The 19,931-nt window shown below is 56.5% G+C and carries 8 protein-coding genes; 1 reads left to right on the top strand and 7 read right to left on the bottom strand.

Annotated elements, in window-relative coordinates; genetic code table 11:
• The first annotated feature begins 33 nt into the window (after window positions 1-33).
• Window positions 34-912: a glycoside hydrolase family 16 protein gene (locus RIB44_06175; protein ID MEQ8616162.1), complete on the top strand. Its 879-nt coding sequence runs from the start codon at window positions 34-36 to the stop codon at window positions 910-912.
• A gap of 1,018 nt (window positions 913-1,930) precedes the next feature.
• Here RIB44_06175 and RIB44_06170 read toward each other — a convergent pair.
• From RIB44_06170 to RIB44_06140, 7 genes are all read right to left on the bottom strand, one after another.
• Window positions 1,931-3,067 (bottom strand): glycosyltransferase family 2 protein, encoded by a 1,137-nt coding sequence (locus RIB44_06170; GenBank protein ID MEQ8616161.1) that lies wholly within the window; start codon window positions 3,065-3,067, stop codon window positions 1,931-1,933.
• A 1-nt stretch (window position 3,068) separates the two neighbouring features.
• Complete coding sequence (locus tag RIB44_06165) at window positions 3,069-3,884, bottom strand: hypothetical protein (protein ID MEQ8616160.1); 816 nt, start codon at window positions 3,882-3,884, stop codon at window positions 3,069-3,071.
• Between the two features lie 731 nt (window positions 3,885-4,615).
• Window positions 4,616-6,241, bottom strand: a complete 1,626-nt coding sequence (locus RIB44_06160; GenBank protein ID MEQ8616159.1) for a tryptophan 7-halogenase — start codon at window positions 6,239-6,241, stop codon at window positions 4,616-4,618.
• Window positions 6,242-6,401: 160 nt separating this feature from the next.
• Window positions 6,402-8,024, bottom strand: coding sequence for a tryptophan 7-halogenase (locus RIB44_06155; protein ID MEQ8616158.1), 1,623 nt, complete (start codon window positions 8,022-8,024; stop codon window positions 6,402-6,404).
• 29 nt (window positions 8,025-8,053) lie between these two features.
• Entirely contained in the window at window positions 8,054-16,072 is an 8,019-nt protein-coding gene (locus tag RIB44_06150; protein ID MEQ8616157.1) for an SDR family NAD(P)-dependent oxidoreductase, read from the bottom strand.
• A 58-nt stretch (window positions 16,073-16,130) separates the two neighbouring features.
• Complete coding sequence (locus tag RIB44_06145; protein MEQ8616156.1) at window positions 16,131-18,149, bottom strand: AMP-binding protein; 2,019 nt, start codon at window positions 18,147-18,149, stop codon at window positions 16,131-16,133.
• Window positions 18,150-18,187: 38 nt separating this feature from the next.
• A complete protein-coding gene (locus tag RIB44_06140) occupies window positions 18,188-19,873 on the bottom strand; it encodes an aromatic amino acid ammonia-lyase (protein ID MEQ8616155.1) in 1,686 nt (561 codons plus the stop codon).
• Window positions 19,874-19,931 lie beyond the last annotated feature (58 nt).

Below are 19,931 nucleotides of genomic sequence, written 5' to 3'. Positions count from 1 at the left end.
TGGTGTACCAATAAAACGATTCGAAATCCACGCATGCCACAACAATTCCTGACAAGTTATGCTCCCATGCACCTACTCCGTTGGTTTTGGGTGGCCACCCTCGTATTACCTTTCACCTCCCAGGCGACCTTTGCCAAGCAGCCGACCTGGACTCAAATCTGGGGCGACGAGTTCAATGGCAAATCGCTGGACGAAAAAAAGTGGGAGATCTTCATCGGCAGCAAGCCGCACAACAATGAGAAGCAAGCCTACGTCGCGTCCCGCGTGAGCGTCGCGGACGGCAACCTCGTCTTGATCGCCGACGACACGCCCCATGAGGGCCAACCGTATTCCTCAGGCAAGGTCGTCAGCCGGTGGTACAAGCAGCATGGCCGCTGGGAAGTACGCGCGAAACTACCCTCAACCCGCGGCACTTGGCCGGCCATATGGATTCTTCCCGATTGGCGAAAGCATCCTTGGCCGAGCGAAGGTGAAATTGACATCATGGAGAACCGCGGCGACCAACCTTTCCAGGTGAACGGCGCTTTTCATTTCGGTAGCCGAAAGCCCTACAAGCACGACTTCAAGTTCAAGCTTTACAGCAAGCAAGTTGAAGACAAACCAGTCAACTATCACGAGGGCTTCCACGTTTACGCCGCCGAATGGGAGAAGCAAGAAATTCGCTTCTTTGTCGACGGAGAAAAGTTCTGGACACTCACCGACGACGAAGTCGACGGATTCCTCAGCCAGCAAACCGCACCGATGCAAGTCATCCTGAACCTCGCGATCGGCGGCGACTTCGTCAAGAAAGCCCAACCCGACGAAAGCAGCAAGTGGCCGCAGAGAATGCTCGTCGACTACGTGCGTGTTTATGAGCGGGCTTCAAAATCGAGTGAGGCGGCCTACGAGCCAAAGAAAGCTGATCCAAAATAGGTCGCCACGATAAATGCGGACTCGTCGCCGTGCCTCGCTTTCGACCAACCCAGGGTCTCGGATGAAATCTCTTGGGGATCGTCTTTGAATCTTTCGCGCAACCGGCAGCCGTCCGACTTCAAGAGCTGCCCATCCACTTCTTTCCGAGCTGACCTCCAGCCGGCCAAGGCTCCGAGCAGATCGGCTTACATTCTCTATTAGCCTTCGTGAAGCCTCGCTGCGGATTGATAGGCATGAAATTCCAAGCATTCGCTCCTCTCGTTGAATCATGTTCAGTTGTTCAACCGATGGATTGAATCTCAGCACGCTGCCAGAAGCACTTCTGCCTGGCGATCGCTTCGGATTTCGTTCAGTTCGAAAAAGAAAAATCCAATGGACAATATAGGCCCGGTAGACAGATCTCCTCCCGAGGATAACTCTGCTGCCTAGCACGACTTAGGAAGCTACGTGGCTGCGATTTGGTCTCGATTCTGTCGGCAGAATTGCTGGTGCCGTGGACAGAATGGAGTCACTTTGGGGCTAGTCAGCAGGGAGTAGAACTTCGGGCCTATCCATTTTAATGAATTCGGCGGGTTGGCTCAGCAACGGGTTTTGGGCACTTGGTGAGTGCGTGCGCAGAATTGGCGGGTAAGCTGGCTGCCAGCACAGCGAAACAGCACCAGCCCGACACAACTCGTACAATCTCGACCAATCAGGCTCCGCTTGGGGTAGACCGGAGATGAAACCTCCTGAGCGAGTTGGCCGGAGACCGAGGTCAGCGATTATGACGCAATCGACAGAATGCGGGTACGCAAGTGAGCGGGGTGAACTGCACCAGTGCTATGGACTGTCGGGACTGCCGTGCCATCCAGGGCTATTAACTCGGCTGGATGTTTTAGCCGTGTGTATCTCCGGTCCCTAAAATGCGAAGCCATACTATTGCCCCTTCGATATCCAAGCTGCGTTGCTAAGCGCAGACAGCGGCAGTTTAGCAATAGGAGAAGCTACACCGAATCGGTATCCTTCTCCTGCTCCTATTCTACGAGTCGTCAATGATCTCACGGATCAATGTGGCGTTTACGCTTGCTGCCCTCCCGTGTTTCCGGTCTTCCGCCAGCTCATCAAAACAGCGCAGCGCGTCGCCTAATTTGCCTAGTCGCGCATAGCACGCACCAAGGTTGAGCTTGGCGTCACTGTCCATAATGTCCGGGGCGAAACTTGCTAGCCGGTCATAGTCATCGGTATGAGCAAGATGCAGAATCTTTTCCAGTAGCCTAGCACTCTCGCCAAACTTACCGCACTTGTACTTTGCCAGCGCTCTCTGCCAGAGCAGCGGGATCGCTCGAGGAAAGCGTTGAATGGCGATACGATCTGCCTCTTCACGCGTGATCGGGAAACCTTTGGGTAGTACATCAGCCGCAAGCACATGCTCAAGAAGCTGCGCGAGTTGCCCTGGACTGGCCGACGCCTGCGGATCCTCCGCGGCAGCCTGTTCTGCAGCGCGTTTCAAGAGATCGACTCCTGAGTCGTCACCTAGCGCGATCCGTGTCCTTCCTAACTCGACTAAGTAGTAAAATTGATCGGGACGATCCTCCAATTCTAGAGCCATCAGCTTCTCAGCCCTCAGGAGCTTTGGTCGCTTGTTCGAATCAATGTAGCCGTAGTGATTGAACTCGATGCTGCTGGTGAGCACTTGCATGCCCTCACGTTGTGCGATCTCCTCCAGCGAATTCTGAAATTGATGGTGAATGCGGCCAATGAAACGCAGGTCGGGGCGATTTCGAAAGAGGCGGAACTGCAACATTTTAGTGAAGACACTAAGGTTGCTAGCATCGCGCAGGTCCCGGCGGAGTAATCCGTAGGCAATCGTGTCGCTGCTTTGGACACAATCGTGTAAATCGCCAAGAGACTCCCGAAGTAATTCCTCATCGGCGTCCAAAAGGAGTATCCAGTCTCCAGAAGCGTGCTCGATGCAAGCGTTGTACGCGGCAGAAAAGTCGTCTTCCCAAGAGAATGAGTAAGTCTTCGCGCCGAGATCCTTTGCGTATTCGACAGTTCGATCTGTTGAACCTGTATCTAAGAGAACTATTTCATCGACAACGCCAATTACCGAATTGAGACAGCGGCGTACGTGACGTTCCTCGTCCTTCGCAATGATGCAAGCGCTGAGCCTCATTTCACGGCTGACTACCGCTCTTTCTCCAACGGACTGCCATTCCAAGCCCCACGCCGGCCATACAGAGAAATGAAGCCCCGGGCTCCGGAACAACTGACACGGTAACTGTGCCGGTAAATGTGGCACTACTAAATGACAGTAAGGCGGCTTCGTCGCCGTAGGGCGTATTCATCGGAGGCATGTCAAAAAATGACGAAGCATTGCGATAAACATCATCACGCCCACCGTAGGTCTCCATCAACTTTGTGGCGTCAATGTCTATGTAAGTGTCTGGGAACCCGGGAAGATCCGCTACACTTTCTAATGATGCGACTATTGCAGCCTCGGTGTGATGGCGGAATGAGTTCAGAGCAGGATCCTCAAAGATTGCGGACCATTCGGCGCCTACAGCCGGTGTGTCGCGAGGAAACGTCGCCATGACCCCAATTGCTCCGTTGTTGTCGTAGAGCCCAACAATCGCATAAAAGGCATCGCTAAACCCAGACGTAGTCGTCACGTAGGAAGCAGGATCAACGGTCCAATCCCCGTTTGGCACAACGTCGCCGACCAAGGTTTGGAAGACTGTCGTTTTTTCACCGCCGGGGATTGCTCCCAAGTACCTACGCGCTGCGGTCGAAACGTTGTTGCCATAAAGCACGACAGCATTAAAAAGTGTCTGTTGTGGTGCGAGTTCGAGTTTGAACGTGACATCTGCTTCCGCCTCGGTCCCCCAGGCAGTGGCAAGTCCAAGAGACAAAGCGGCAGTTCTTATTTTGCGAAGTCTTTGGCGACGCCGACGTTTCGTTAGTTTCACTTCACTCGATTTACGGCGCTTCATACATTCATTTCTCCGTGCGAATACTGCGCGAGTCGCCATTGCAGGTGCTTGACCAGTAATTGTGAGATTGTAGGCAGATTAGAGAGTAATCGCAAGTTTTCTGCGAACTGCGTACACGATAGTTTGCTGTAATTCATTCACGGTTCGGCGGGTGGCACTGGCTCTAGCAGCGAGCCCTAGCAAAGCCGAAGGTCGGGCGCTTGGTACCATCGCTGGCTTGCTCAGGCTAGGGAATCAACTATACGTCGTCTGTGGGCCACACACCTCGATAGTTTGCAGATTCACGCTTTCTAATGGGACTCAAGCTGACGCATGATTGCTTGTCCGCTTTGCTTAAAGAAACTTCCGGCGGGTCGTCCTGGGAAGTGGGCTGTTTTTCTACGGTTATTGTTGCAACGACGAGGAAACAAAGGGCGCCTGACAACGAGCCGCCAGAGGACAATTTCCAAGTCCGCGGCGTGCACAAGTCAGATCGCGGCTGAACTGGTAGCGTGAGTAGGATCGTTCGCCAGATGGTTCTTTTGCCGGGGGCCGCGTAGAGATCGAACAGTTGCTGGCCGTCGAATCCGGTCCCGAGGAAGTAATTTCAAACTTTGCGAATGGAGGCTTTGCCGGCGAGAAATAAATCGTTGCTTCTGGGCCTTAGAAACTCGCGATAGAACCCAGACTCAGAATCAGGCACAGCTCTTCGGCCTTGTCTTCTTCGTCGAATAGTCAGGAGCAACTCCAACCTAAACCCCAACCGCCGCCGGTGACGAGACGTTCGGCTTTGGGTTGAACACCGGCTGGAAAGTATCGTCGAGGACCGCGGCTTTGGAGTGGCGGCGGAAGGGGCAACTGATGTTTTGGCCGGATTGGGCGACGATTTCGCAGGCGAGTGTTTCTAGTTGCTCCAGGTTGGTGTTGAAGCGGCTGAAGAATTGAGGGTTGCTCATTTCTTCGAGCAGGCGAGTGTTCATTTGGCGGATGATCGGCATCTCGGAGATGTTGATCGCGCCGGTCGACTGGTCGTCGGCGGTTGCCTGATGCCATTGGCGGAAGAAGTCTTGCATAAAGTGGTTCAGCTTGCCGAGTCTCGACAGCTTCGACATGTTGCGCAGGTACATCGTCTGATGGCAGATCCGGCCTTGCATGAAAATGAAGCCGGTGATTGACCAGTAGATCAGATAGTCCCACAGGATTTTCACGGGCATGACCGTTGGGTTGCCGAACAGGCAGTACTGGTCTTGGTAGGCGGTTTTCGTGCCGTAGTAGAACCGTTTGAAGATACGGTCGTACGAGAACGCGCGAATGCGAAACTCCTTGCCAGCGAGGTCCCGGCGAATCAGATCGGTTAGGAACGTGTTGGAGAACGCGATGAAATCGCTGCCGGGCGAGTAGAACGGATCGTGGAAAAAGCCGGCCTCGCCGGTGATGCCCCAACGACGACCAGAAAACACTTGTTTGCATTCGGTGGCGTAATGCTTGATCGCACGGAAGTCTTGCAGTTCGTCCAGGTTTTCTCTGACCGCGGCAGCGCATTGCGGCTCGTGCTGTTCGAGCCAGGCGAGCGCTTTATCCATCGAGTTGAAGTTCGAGAGCGAGTGGAATTCCTCGGCGGCAACGATGCCCATGCTCGTTGAGCCCGACGCCAGCGGAATCATCCAGACCCAGTAACCTTGGCCCATCAGATGATTCGTGCTGTACCAACGCCCCGTCTTACCCTCGTGCCCTTCGCTCCAGACGGGGTCCTGAGACCAATCGTCGATCTTGATGTGCTTTGCGAAACGAAACCAGGCGGAGCTTGCCCGATGCGGCGACGACTTTTCGAGTTTGAGTTGCCGTTTGAGGAAAGCGCGGCGACCGCTGGCATCGACGACCCAACGTGCATCAACGGACTCAGTGTTGCCCTCGGTCTCGAAGGTCACTTGGTGCGTGCCGCGGCGATTGATCTCGATCGATTGAATATCAGCACGGTCAAGGAAGCGAATCCCTTGTGACAAACAGCGATCGGCGAGGAAGTTTTCGAAGCGTCCGCGATCGAGTTGGTAGCTCGGACACGGCGCGTAACGCTTACCGCCGAGTTCCAAGCGGTTCTCGATTCGTGAATTGTCGCCCGAGGGAAAGAAGAACCGTAAGCCGAGCTTGGGTAATTGCTGGTCGAGAATATGATCGCGCAGGCCGAGTACGCGTCCGAAATAGTGGGCGGCGACTTCGACCGTGGATTCACCCACCTTGTGGGCCGCTTCGGGAACGGGGTGTTTGCGTTTCTCGAGTACCGTGATGTTGGCCTGCGGAGCTTCTTGCCGCACTTGCAGCGCTAGCGAGAGCCCTGCCAAGCCACCACCGAGAATTGTGAGGTCGGTTTGTTGTTCCATTGTCGGTCTCGTAGGTTCACTTGGTTGCTGTTTGAAATCTGAAGGCCGCGTCCGGTAGTGGTTTCATTAATCGTAACCCGAAGCGTAAGCGAGGGAAAAACCCTGACAGCACGGCCCCTCGCTCACGCTTCGGGTTACGAAACTGTTTTCTAAACTGCTCTTAAATGTTCAAAACTTCGAACACGTTTTCTAGGCGATTCTCCGTTGCCGTGCGTTCGGGGATATCCGTTTGGACGGCTGGTTGCACGCGTTGGATGCGGTCGGTGATCTCGTACATTAGGTCGCGGATCAAATTGACGTTGTCAGCGAAGCGTGCTTTCAATGCGGCATCGTCGAGCTTCTCGCGCAGCTCGGCGTTGAGGCGGGTCATCAATTCAATTTGGCTCTGATCGACAAACGCGGACTCGGCCCGTACCGTCGGGTCGGCCTCGTACCAGCCGCGGAAAAACTGCTGCATCTTCAAGTTCATCTCGCGGATTTCTTCGATCCCCTTGGCGAGCGACTGAATGAACCCAACGTCGGTCAGCTTGCCGTTGAAGTACAACAGGGCCGGAAAGCCCCAGTAGACGGCATAGTCCCAGACGAACTTCAGCGCCATGATGCGCGGGTTGCCGAACAGCGGATACTGATCGCGGTAGGTGAGCAGGTTGTTTTGGAAGAGCGTGAGGAAAACACTTTGCAGTGTGGGGGCTAGGTGCTCGATGGGGCGTCCCGCGAGGTCTTCATCGATCAGTTTACCGACCATCGCGTTGCCAATGGCAATGAAGTCGCTGCCAGGCGAGTAGAACGGATCGAGAAACGCAGCCGCTTCGCCCACAAGGCCCCACCGATCGGCGGAAAACACCTGGCGTGCACCACGCGACATTTTTTTGATGGCCAGGAAGTCTTGCATTTTCTCGCGGTGTGGGCGAATGCTCTCGGCGCACTCGGGCTCGTGTTTGTCGAGCCAAGCTAGGGCTTTTTCAAAACTGTTGATGTCGCGTAAGGCGTGGATACGCGGATCAGCCACGATGCCGATGCTCGTCGAGCCACTGGCTAGCGGAATCAGCCAGACCCAGTAGCCCTCGCCCATCAAGTGATTCGTACTCAGCCATCGGCGGGCTACTTTACCGGTGAGCACCTGCCAATTTTGGTCGTCACACCACTGGTCGATCTGGATGGTCTCGTCGATTCGGAACCAAACGGCGTTAATGTCGTGGTTGAGATCCTCGGAAAGATTCAGTTTGCGTTTCAAGAAACTCGCTCGACCGCTCGCGTCGACCACCCAACGGGCGTGCAAGGTTTGCTCGTCGCCGTCGCGCGTAACGACAACGCGATGGTCTGTCGGTGAGGATTTTCCGTCGGCTGATTCCAGGTGGACTTCTCGCAGCATTGAACCGCTGAGGATCGTGGCCCCCATTTCCGTGACGGTCTCCGCCAAGTAGTTTTCGAAGCGTCCGCGATCAATCTGATAGCTGGGTGCCGAGAAAAAGTGGCTTCCCCCAACTTCGGTTCCTTCGGCAAGCGACTGATAGGCTTCTTTGAAGAAAAAGCGAAGGCCGAACTTTGGCAACTGGTGATCGGTCAGATGTTTTTTGAGCTGCAGCTCCTCGGCAAAATAATGGGCGCCGATTTCGACCGACGACTCGCCCACTTTGTGCGTTGCCTCTGACACGGGAAAGGTCCGCTTTTCGATCACGGCGATCCGCGTTTCGGGGCGCTTCATCAGCAACTGTTTGGTCAACGTCAGACCCGCCAGCCCGCCGCCGAGGATTACCACATCGTATGGTTTATGCTCTTTCATCTTGCTTCCGTCGTCAATTTTGAATGACACTAACTCTGAATAGGTTCTGCCGGTCGCTCGACGTGATCCGAGATCTCCGTGATCCAGTAGCGTTTCTTCTGGAAGGGATAAGTCGGCAAGCTCAGTTTTTCAAATTGCCAGTGGCCGTTGAACTGTTTGAAGTCGGGCAGTGCTCCGGCTAAGTACAACTGCCCGAGGGCAGCTAGCATAGAGGTCGTCGCATCGGTGTTGTCGTCCAGAGAGGGCAACCATGTCGCTGTGTTGTCGTTTGGTTTCGCAGCATCTACCGTTCCGAGCTCGAGAATGTAATCGGCTCCCTGCTGGATAAGTGTTTCGATGCTTTCCTCTATTTGAGGAACGTCCAAGCAGTGTTGCCGCCAGTAGCTGCCGCCAAGTGAACGATGCACGGGGACGATGGAGGCACTGGAGCTGCAAATCAGCGGCAGGTTGGGCGGATAGTAGTTGATGGTATCGGCGAAAGTCTCAAATTCGTCGAGTGCGGCTCTCAGCTCATCGCTTTGGTCGGCTTGGGAGAGCGACTGTTTCTGAGTGAGTATCTCCTGCCGCTGGACCACTAGCGTCAGCGCATCGAGGAAGCACAATCCGCCCGCTACGCACGCGGCTATATACTGACCCACTCCGAAGCCAGCCACAGCCTCAGGCTCGATGGCCCACGATTCCCAGACTTTCGCCAGGCCTGCTTGCACGGCGAAAGTGTGAACTTCGCTGTACTGGTTCGCATTGGTTTCGCTCGTGAACCATTCCTCAAGAGGAGCGTGCGATTGGTTGGTCGCCGCTGAGTGTTCTGCCAAACGCTGGTCGAAGCTGGCGATCAACTCGCGGAAGACGGGTTCGGCGCGATACAGTTCGCGTCCTCTCTCGAAGGTCGTGGTGCTGAAGTCGCCGAACAGCCAGGAGATTTTTGGAGCTGATGTCGAATGGCTCATCGCAGCGTTCGATTGTCGTGGTTCGGAGCCGCCGGTCGCCCCGTTCATGTGTGCGCCGTTTTGGGAGGCACTACCGTTGCGATGAAACGACGGCCCGGATGGTTCTTGGTCGATTCCCTCGGCGAGTCGCTCTAACATCTCTTCCCGCGACGACGCGGTCAGTGCAGTGCGGTATTCGTGGTGGCGTCGTCCGGTCGCCAGGGTATGACAGTAGTCTGCCAGATCGACTTCGGGATGATCGCTTAGGTAATCGAAGTGCTTTACCACAAGCTCCTGTAGTGCGATCTCGCTGCGGGCGCTCAATACGAGGAGTTGGGTCGGTCTTGGTGAGGCGAGCATCGTTTCATCAGCTTCACCCTCGTTGGCAATATTCGCGGACGAACTGAGAATCACATGAGCGTTCGTCCCAACCAGTCCCAGAGCGGTCACCCCGGCGACGCGTTGCTCCGTTTCCGGCCACGTCGTCTGTTCGCTGACCATCTTCACAGGCAGACGGCTCCAGGGGATATGCGAGCTTGGCTCGTCGAAGTGCATTTGCGGTGGGAGAATACCGTGATGCAAAGCAAGTACGGTTTTGATCAAGCCCGACACCCCGCCGGCTGCTTCGAGATGGCTGATGTTCGCTTTGACCGAGCCTACCAGCAATGGTTCGTCGGGCTTGCGCCCCTTGCCGTAGACCGACGACGCGGCAGCCAACTCCATCGGGTCGCCCAACTCGGTGCCTGTGCCGTGCGCCTCCAAGTACTGGACTTGCGAGGGTGCGAGGCGGGCGTCCTTGAGTGCTTCGGCGATGACGCGTGCTTGTGATTTGCTGCTGGGTGACGTGATGCCTCCGGTGAATCCGTTGTGGACGACCGCGCCACCCCGCACGACTGCCATGACGCGATCGCCGTCGCGTTGGGCGTCGCTCAATCGTTTGAGCACGACAACCCCGCAGCCCTCGCCCCGACCGAAGCCGTTAGCACTGGCCGAAAACGAACGACAACGACCATCGGGAGACAACAATCCGGCCTTCGACATGAGCAGCGAATTGACCGGTGCCAGAATCGCGTTGACGCCCCCGGCGAGTGCCATATTGCAGTTGCCGTCCTGCAGACTTCGTACTGCCTGGAAGAGTGCGACCAGGGAACTGCTGCTTGCCGTATCGACGGCGACACTTGGACCTTCGAAGCCAAAGAGGTAGCTGATGCGTCCCACGCCGGCACTGTGTGAGAGGCCGGCACCGCGGAACTCGCGGATCACTTCTTCGTCGTCAAGGCTTGGCAGAAAAGCGTAGTCTTGGCCCATGATGCCCATGAACACACCGACGTTTGCGTCGGTCAACGGGTGCGGCGAAATGCCGGCATCTTCGAGAGCCCGGTAACTATTTTCGAGCAGCATGCGATGTTGCGGATCGATCCAGCAAGCCTCTTGATCCGAGATATTGAAAAACTCCGCGTCGAAGTCCGCGATGTCTTCGAGGAAACCGCCCTCGCGCGTATACATCTTGCCAGGCTCGCGGTCGGCACTGTAGAAGCGATCGATGTCCCAACGGTCATCCGGAATTTCACGAACCGAATCGACCTGATTGAGTAAGTTCTGCCAGAATTCGTCGAGGTCGCGTGCCCCAGGGAAACGGCAGCTCATACCAACGATCGCGACATCTTCGCGTTCGGCCCGCGCCGTCTCAGCGAGCGGCTTGGCCGGCTCGCTTGATTCGTTAGAAGTCTCCTCCGCATCGCTGACGATCAATTCCAAGACATGATCAGAGATCGCGTCAATCGTCGGATGGTCGAACAGCATCGTGGGTCCGATGCCCATTTGGTCGCCGAGAAGCAATTGCAGTTCCGTGCCGAACTCGACCGCCATTAAGGAATCGAGACCCATCTCGATCAGGGGACGATCCGTTTCCGGAAGGTCCGGGGTAGAGAGAATCCCTTGCAAGGTGTTTTGGATCGTCGTGACCAACAGTTTTCTTTGGGCATCACCGCGGAGTCGTTTCAGCTTGACGACTAACTCCGATTCGCCTGCCTGCGATTTCTGTTTGGTGGAGACCAACTCCGCGAGCAAAGCGGGAGACTCGCCACCCATGCCCATCCGCATTCGCTGCCAATCGACATCCATCACGGTCGTCTGCACAAGATCGGCAGCCAACATCTTTTCCATCGCATCATGCGCTTCGCTGACGGCCAGCGGGGTGATGCCCTGCAACGACAAGCGTTTGAGAATTCGCTCGTCGTCGGCCATTCCTTCGGTCCACGGTCCCCAATTAATGCTGAGGGCCGGCAAACCAAGTGCGCGCCGCTGCCAAGCCAAGCCATCGAGATAGGCATTGGCGGTCGCGTAGTTGCTTTGCCCCGGCGAGCCCAGTACTGAAGCCGCGGAAGAATACAGGATAAAGAAGTCGAGCGGTAATGACTTCGTGAATTCGTGCAAAAGGGTTGCACCAATGATCTTTGGTGCGAGCACCTTTTCGAACCGTTCCCAGGTTTGATCGCCAATCAGCCCGTCGTCGAGCACACCCGCGGCATGGATGACGCCGACTAGTGGGTTGAGGTCGTTGCCGAAGCGGTCGAAGAGCGTCTTGACGTCGTCCGCTGAGCTGAGGCTTGCAGTGTGGACAACGACTTGGCAGCCGAGCGTCTCGATCGTGTTGAGGAATTCCTGGGTTGGCGCGTCGGGCTCGCGTCGGGAAACGAGCACGACCTGCTTGGCTCCCTTCTCCGCCAACCACTTGGCAGCCTGCCGGCCCAGCATTCCCAAGCCGCCGGTGATCAGATAGCTGGCGTCTGGATGAACTTGCAGGGGTGGTCCCGACCTGCGGGAAACGGCCGCCTGATTCAGTCGCGGTACCGTGAACTGCCCAGCGCGAATGGCTAACTGGCTGTCGTGGGTTTCGGTCAGCAGAATATCAACGACGGCACCGACCGTCTCCGTCGTCGCTGACTCTTCGGAGGCAAGATCAATGACACGGCAACGCATTTCGGGATGTTCAGCGCCCAGCACGCGACCCAAGCCCCAGTATTGTGACTGATGAGCATCGACTGTCGCGGCTTCCTTGGCGGCGATCGCATCGCTGGTGACAAGCTGAAGTCCGCATTCGAGCTTTCGTAAGTTACGCTTCTGCAGCGTTGCGATCAGGTTCAACAGGCCCGTGCATTGAAGCTTCGTCGTCTCGGGAAGTTCGCCGCCGCCGCCACCGTCCGTTTGATTACTGGCCTGCTGATGGCAGTCGAAGATCCAGGCGATACCGTCGGGTGCGGCTGACACGTCGAATAGCTGTTCCCAGTTGGCGAGTTCCTCTCGGCACATCGCAAAGTGCGAATCAGACAACTGCTCGAAATCGGTGTTGCTCGTCAGGGAAAGTTGAACCACTGAGTGGTCTTGAGACTTGAGCCTCGACGCCACTTGGCTGGCCAGCGAATCATCAGACTGGTCCGTCGAGACGACCAACCACTTGGTTTGTTTCGTTGTGGCTGGCGGTAGGCGGAAACTCTGCCAAGCGAAGTTGTAGAGCAGCCGCTCGGGACCAGCACCGCTGAGCTGACGCAGTGCTGCACGGTTGATCTGTTGCACCTGGAGTGATTCGATTTCGGCGACAACTTGGCCCGCTTCGGTTAGCAGCGTGATGTCGGCGGTACGGAGTTTTCCCTCTGACTGTTTCCATTTCGCGTAACACCAAGCTTCGCTTTCGATCGCTTGGAACACGGTGCACTTGCCAATGCCGACCGGCAGGTAGAGGTTCTCGTCGTCGTCGCGAAGTAGGCCCACCGCCAGGGAATGTAGTGCTCCGTCGAGAAGCGTCGGGGGGATCGTGAATCCGCGGATGTCGCCCACGGTCTTCAAATGCGTGAGGACGGCTTCCTTTGAATAGTGAATCGACGCGATCGTCTGGAACTTCGCCCCATAGTTGAGCCCCAACTCTTGCATTTTGCGATAGAAATCCTCGGGCGAGGCCGTTTCAGGGCAGGCGGCTTCGAGCTTGCTGCGATCAATCGCTTCGGGGCGTTCGCCTGGCGTCTCGTCGAACTTGCAGGAGCAGTTCCGCGTCCAATTGTTTTCACCGGCGGGCGTGGAAAAAACCTCGAGCGTCTTCTGACCGTCATCATTCTGTCGCACAATGGTTTGCAATGCCGTACGAGAGGCAGGCCTGAGCGGCTGCTCGAAAGCCAGTTCACTCACCGAAGAATGCCCCGCCGCCGCCAATGCCATTTCGACATACGCGGCACCTGGCACAACCGTGTGGCCCATCACTTCATGATCGGGCAACCAAGGCGGGCTATCGGGTTCGATGAAACTCTCGTAGCGTGTTTCATCTTTGATACCGGCCAACGATACCTTGCTGCCCAAGAGCGGGTGGGCCGTGTGGAACTCGGCATGGAACGCACGTGGCTTGTCCGGCCCCCAGAAACGACGTCTTTGGAAGGGGTAGGTTGGCAGGACGACACGTCTTACATCCTTGCGCGCGTAAACCGCATCGAAATCGGGTGTCGCGCCGTGAACATACAACTGTCCGATTGCTTGCAGCAACGAATTCGCATCTTCGCCGCCCCTTTGCAAGCAACTAATCAGTCCAGTGGCGGGCTGTTTCCAATTCGCGGCGGCCATGCGCGTCAGCACCGCCTGCGGGCCGAGCTCTAACACCACGTCGCAACCAAGTTGTTGGACGGCTTCGATCCCGTCGGCGTAGCGAACCGCTTCGCGAATGTGTTTCGCCCAATAAGCACCGTCAAGCACCGCATCCGCCGCCAGCGCTTGACCTGTGACATTGCAGACCAGCGGCAGGCTGCCCGGCTGAAACTCCACCTGATCAGCGACCGCCTGGAAGGGTGCGAGGGCGGGGTCCATCAGTGCGGAGTGGAACGCATGTGAGGTCGTCAGCGCCTTCGTTTTGATGTTGCGTGCGGCGAACTCCTTTTCGACCTCGGCGACCGCCGCTTCGGTTCCGCTGATAACGGTATGGGTGCCATTGAGTGCGGCCAATGAGACTTCAGCAACGCTCTCAATGCCCTTTTCGACTTCAGCAGGCGGCGCGAACACGGCCAGCATGCGACCACCCGCGGGCAATTCGCCGATCAGCCGACCGCGCTCGCTGATGAGATGTAACCCTTCGTCCCAGGTCATGATGCCCGCGACGCAGGCTGCTGCGTACTGACCGACACTGTGGCCGAGGACAGCAGCGGGCCTCAAACCACAGCTTTCTAGCAGTCGGGCAAGCCCCATTTGGACGGCGAAAATTGCCGGTTGGGTCCAGCTTGTATGGTTGATCAGTTCAGGGTGCTCGAACATCACCTCGGTGAGCGACGCCTGACGCCACTGCTGCAGCAATTGATCGCAGTGGTCGATGGCTTCTCGAAAGACCTCTTGCGACGAATAAAGTCCGCGAGCCATCCCGACGTATTGCGAACCTTGACCGGTGAACTGCCAAGCGACTTTAGGGGCACGTCGACCATTGCCAACGAAAAGCGAATTGGATTTGCCGAGCCGGGCAAGGGTCTTCAATTCATTGATCGCCTGCTCTCGGTCACGTACGACAAGCGCCGCACGCTGGTCCATATGGCTGCGACCCACGCAGGTCGTATAGGCAATGTCTGCCAGATCTTGTTCGCTGCTGGAAAGATGTTGCTCGAATCCTTCGGCGAATTCCTGAAGTGCCTCCTCACTCTTCGCACTCAAAACAACCAACTTGGGTTCGCTGGATTGCTTTATTTCCGCCGTCACGGGCACCTGAATTTCATTCTTAGAAGGTGCTTCAATGACGGCGTGCGCATTCGTGCCGCTCATGCCGAAGGCGCTGACGTTGGCAATGCGCTTCTCACCATTGCTCGGCCAGTCGGTTGCTTCGGTGACCACCTTGACGGCCAGTTTGTCCCAGGGGATGTGCGGATTCGGTTCGTCAAAATTCAACTGAGCCGGGATCTGCTGATGCTCCATGGCCAGCAACACTTTGATCAGCCCAGCCATTCCCGCCGCTGCCTCAAGGTGCCCGATGTTCGTTTTTACCGAGCCCACCAGCAGTGGATTATCCGCGTCGCGTGCCTGCGCGAGTGCGGCGGCCGCGGCCTGGATTTCGATCGGATCGCCCAGTTCGGTCCCCGTGCCATGTGCTTCGAGATACGCGACGTCCGACGCGGTGATTCCTGCTCGTTCGAGCGCCTGGCGAATGACTTTCTCTTGCGCCTTGGGATTAGGTGCCGTGAGTCCGCTGCTGGTGCCATTGTGACCAACAGCCGTCGCGCGAATTATCCCCAAGATGGGATCGCCAGCGCGCTGGGCATCAGACAGTTTCCGCAAGGTCACAACACCACAACCTTCACCACGAAGGTAACCATCGGCAGCCGCGTCGAACGCGCGCGAGTGCCCATTTGGTGAAAGGGCTTTAAGCTTGCACGTTAGAATATTTGTCGTCGGTGAGACGATGGCGTTTACGCCGCCGACCAACGCACGCTCGCAGTCGCCGCGCTGCAGACTTTGACATGCCAAGTGCAGTGCTACGAGCGATGAGGAGCATGCCGTGTCGACCGCAAGGCTGGGGCCTTGTAAGCCAAGATAGTAAGCAAGCCGTCCACACAGGAAACTACCGGCGGCACCCGTGGCAATGTACGGGTTCAGATTCAGGAATGAATCGCTGGCTTCGTTCTGGTAGTCGTTGTGCATCCAACCAACGAACACACCTGTCTGTTCGCCGATCTTTTCGGCTGGCCAACCGGCCCTTTCGAGTGCTTCCCAGCCAACTTCCATCAGCAGTCGCTGTTGTGGATCGACCCACGTCGCCTCGCGCGGCGAGATGCCAAAGAACTCGGGATCCATCAGATCGAGGTTGTCGAGAAACACTCCTTGGCGAGCGTACATCTTGCCTGGGACTTCCGGATCTTCATCGTAGAAGGCGTCTAAGTCCCAGCGATCTTCGGGAATCTCGCTGACCTCGTCGGTCCGCTCCAGCAGACATTTCCAAAATTCCTCGGGCGTGCGCGAGCGACGCGGAAAGCGGCAAGCCATGGAGACAATCGCGATCGGCTCAGCAGCACCTTGCTGAGCTTCCGCAAGTAGCTGCTTGAGTTCACGGATCTTCAGCAGTGCTTGCTTATTCGGCGAAAGTTGATTGTTCGGTTGCTCGGTCATGTCGTGATGAAAGGTGTCTTAGCAGACTAAATTCTTGATCAGTGCAAATAGTACGCACTCAGCTACTTTCAAGCTCTCTCATGAGCTCTTGGAGTGCTTCGTCCTCGGACATTGCAGCCACCTCTTGTCGCAAGGTGGCGAGTTCGCGACTGGCCGCTGACGCGGTCTCTGGCAAGTCATTAGTGGGGAGTGATGACGGCTGCTCGTCCGCTGTAAAAGTCTGGACCAGGAACTCCGCTAAGTCGCAAACGCGTGGGTAGTCGAACAGTAGTGTCGCCGGGATTTCGCAAGTCGGGCCGACTTCTGCTTGGATCTGGCTACTCATTTCGACGATCATCAGCGAGTCGAGCCCTGCCTCTAAGAACCGCGCGTCTGGTTCCAAGCGGTCGTCCTCACCACTGAGCACCTGAAGCATGTTTTGTATAAACTCGGTGGCGACTTGCGGGCGATTGGTCGCATAACTCTTTTTCAACTCAGGCCAGAGCGTTGGCTCGCGCGTCGCGGGAGAGGAAGCGGCTAGGTGCGCTGCCAACTCGTCGGTGGAAGTTGCAGCGGTCGAGATTTCGCTGCTCAGGTCGACCTCACGCAGCTTTGTTTTGAGAACTTTACCCGAGGGGTTGCGGGGTAATTCCTCGGTCGGCACAAACTGCCTTGGCACTTTGTAACTCGCCAAGTTGTCGCGGCAATGCTGTTGCAGTTGCTCATGCAGGTCAGCACCGTTGGTTGCTGTTTGAGGCGTCAATACCACGAACGCCACCACGCGCTCGCCGAAAACGTCATCCGGTAACCCTACCACAGCGGCTTGCGAGACCGTCGCGTGGTCGAGCAGGATTCGCTCTACCTCAGCCGGGTAGACCTTCAACCCACCGACCGCGATCATGTCTTTGACGCGATCAACGATATAGAAAAAACCCTGCTCGTCCTGGCGACCGATGTCACCCGAGTGAAACCAACCATCGCGAATCGCGCTAGCGGTTTCATCAGGCCGATTCCAGTAACCAAGCATCACGTTCGGTCCGCGGATGGCGATCTCACCCAACTCTCCTGGCTGGCAGGTCTCGCCGGTCTCGGAATCGACGATCTTCATCTCGACTTGATCGATAGGCGTGCCAATCGAGCCCATCACGTAGTCCTCTTGGTGGTTGTAACTGGCAAACGGCGAGGTTTCTGTGAGGCCGTAGCCTTCATAGATTGGCTGGTCGAACTTCTCTAGCCAGTGACGACTGACCTGGATTGGAAGCTTGGCAGCCGCCGAGAAGCAGTAACGCACCGACGCAAGGTCTGCGGGCGTGCAACTCTCGTTGAAGAGCTGGAACATCGTCGGGACGCCGTAGAGTTGCGTCACCTTCTGCTGCTTGATTAAGCGTTTCGACTCGTTGATATCGAAGCCACGCTGCAACACGAGCGTTGCACCAACGTTAAACGCTGAGTTCAACAACGCATTCTGACCAAAGCAATGAAACAGCGGCACCGCGATCAAAATACGATCGTCGGGCTGCATGTCGCAGAGACGGTTAAATTCCAGCACGTTGGAACGCACATTGTTGTGCGATAGCGTCGCGCCTTTGGCGAAACCCGTTGTGCCTGATGTGTATAGAATCAGTGCGGCTTCGTCGGGATCTGCATCGATCCAATCTGAGATTTCTCCGTCGGGTGAATCCTTCAGCTTTTCTCCGTTACATTGGTCGGCCCAGTCAGAAACGCCGAATGTCTTGGCGACGCAGTCGGGGAGGTACTCCGTTTGCTTTTGAATAGTTTCCGTGTCAGCGACGAATGCTGTTGCTTCACAATCGGAAACCACGAAGGCGACTTCTTTCTCGGTGAGGCGAGTGCTGATCGACACGGTAATCGCCCCCAGTCGGAGCGAGGCGTAGTACCACACGACAAACGCGGGCACATTGGGCAACATGATTGCCACCCGATCGCCACGCCCCACACCTGCCTCGCTGAGTCGCATTGCTGCTTGAGCCGAAAGTTGTTCGAGCTGCGCGAAAGAGAACGACTGGCCTTCAAAGACAATCGCCTCTTTGTCGGGCAAGCGTTTTGCCGCGGCGGTCAAGTGTTCGCAAATATTCATAAACTCTCGTCGACCCGGTGATCGTAAGGTCGCCTTGCTCACCCTCGACAGAGCGGAGATTCGTCGAACGAGTCGAGTACCGGCTGAACGGCACTTACGACACTCCCATGTGCAGCAATGTTCTCGTGAAGCGTTGCCAGATGTTGTTCAAGCCATTGGTCCGCGTCGTCGAACAGGAACGGGCGTTCCTGACCAGATTCGCTGCCAACGGCTTCACAGACTTTCGTGTAGAGTGGTGCGAGCAAGCTGCCCAGTAATGCTCGACCGTCGAAGTGATCGAGTGTTGCTTTGGCACGCAAATCAATAGCCTGCACAGAAAACAACAAGGCCACTGCCAGATAATGCTGGAACAGCTCGACCGACCTCCAGGCGAAATTGGCAGCGCCCCAACTCAGCCCGTTGATGTTTTGGTTGAATTGCTCTGCGTGTGTCGGATAGTGTTCGACCAATGGATTGCCAAGGTATGTGAGCATTGGCATGATCGAATTGCCGGTGATCTGTAGCCCCTTGAGGCCCATGTTGTAGGGTAGCGCGTCGTTGCCGCGCAGCGAAGAAGGCAGGCCGTTGCTGAATGCCGGGGTGACCAGCGAGGCGATCTGCACGTCGAGATGTTTGGCCATCAGCCCGAGGTGACGGCGGAGGTCGTCCATCGCGACACCAACGTACTGACCAAGAAAATTCCCACTCTGATAGAAACGACCATTCTCCGCATCAACGAGCGGGTTGTCAGAGACGGCATTCATTTCAGTCTCAACAACGTTGATCACCCGAGCCAAGCCTTCGACGATTGGCCCGAAATACTGCGGCAAGCAGCGCAGCGAATAGCGATCTTGAATATGCTCGGACGGTAGCTCCTTATGGGCGCTGCCATTGAGCGATTCCCGCCCTTCGTTGAGCAGCCGCTGCATGATTTTCGCAGACCAGACCTGTCCTTGGTGTGGCTTACGCTGGTGAACAAAGGCGGCAAACGGCTCGTCCTGCACGTTCAAGGCACGAAGCATGATTGCCTGCGCGCCGAAGGCCAATGCCATGAGTCGCCGTGCTTCAGCGACACAATTCGCAGCGATTGCGGAACTAAATGACGTCCCGTTGACTAGCGCAAGGCCTTCTTTGGGGCGTAACTCGATAGGCTCCAGATCGAGTTCGCGAAGTGCAGCCGGTCCGTCGAGAGTGCGGCCATCGATTTGCACTTTGACGAAGTTACTATGACCGGTGATCGCTCGAGCAATTACCGAAAGCGGCACAAGGTCCCCGCTTGCTCCGATCGAACCCAACTCGCGAACGACCGGCGTTGCGCCTCGGTTCAAGTAGGTAATAAGTCGCTGGATGATTTCCAAACGCACGCCGGAATAACCTTGCATGAGCACGTTGGCACGCAAGGCCATCGCTGCCCGCACATGACGAGGGTCGATTGGTGAGCCAGCTCCTGTTGCCAGAAACGACAAGAGGTTCTGCTGGGAAGCAGCCGCTTGATCGCAAGGCACGGCTAGGTTTGACATGCCACCGAAGCCGGTCGTCACTCCGTAGACGGGCCACCCTTTTTCAACGGCATGGTCGACGAGTTCCGCCGCCGCGGTGATCCGCTCGCGCAGCGCAGCGTCCTCGCTGAGTTGCAACTGGCGATGTCCTTGTCCGATGGCAGCAACCTGGTTGATGCTGAGTGGACTTCCATCGATCAAGGCGTTGCTGCTGGTGCCTACCCTTTGTGTAGCGGCTGGCGGCATGGGGAGTGGGTACTCTGAGCGTCTTGTCGTAAGTCTGGTATTTTAGTGAATTTGTTTG

This window comes from Lacipirellulaceae bacterium (genome assembly GCA_040218535.1).
In the GTDB taxonomy this organism is placed as follows: Bacteria; Planctomycetota; Planctomycetia; order Pirellulales; family Lacipirellulaceae; genus Adhaeretor.
Note: the sequence above shows the minus strand (reverse complement) of the source record. Positions and strands in the feature narration are given on the sequence as shown.

What these genes read in the sequence shown, in the direction of transcription:
- RIB44_06175 (MEQ8616162.1), top strand. Translation starts at nt 34, where the DNA reads ATGCCACAACAATTCCTGACAAGTTATGCTCCCATGCACCTACTCCGT.
- RIB44_06170 (MEQ8616161.1), bottom strand. Translation starts at nt 3,067, where the DNA reads ATGAGGCTCAGCGCTTGCATCATTGCGAAGGACGAGGAACGTCACGTA.
- RIB44_06165 (MEQ8616160.1), bottom strand. Translation starts at nt 3,884, where the DNA reads ATGAAGCGCCGTAAATCGAGTGAAGTGAAACTAACGAAACGTCGGCGT.
- RIB44_06160 (MEQ8616159.1), bottom strand. Translation starts at nt 6,241, where the DNA reads ATGGAACAACAAACCGACCTCACAATTCTCGGTGGTGGCTTGGCAGGG.
- RIB44_06155 (MEQ8616158.1), bottom strand. Translation starts at nt 8,024, where the DNA reads ATGAAAGAGCATAAACCATACGATGTGGTAATCCTCGGCGGCGGGCTG.
- RIB44_06150 (MEQ8616157.1), bottom strand. Translation starts at nt 16,072, where the DNA reads ATGACCGAGCAACCGAACAATCAACTTTCGCCGAATAAGCAAGCACTG.
- RIB44_06145 (MEQ8616156.1), bottom strand. Translation starts at nt 18,149, where the DNA reads ATGAATATTTGCGAACACTTGACCGCCGCGGCAAAACGCTTGCCCGAC.
- RIB44_06140 (MEQ8616155.1), bottom strand. Translation starts at nt 19,873, where the DNA reads ATGCCGCCAGCCGCTACACAAAGGGTAGGCACCAGCAGCAACGCCTTG.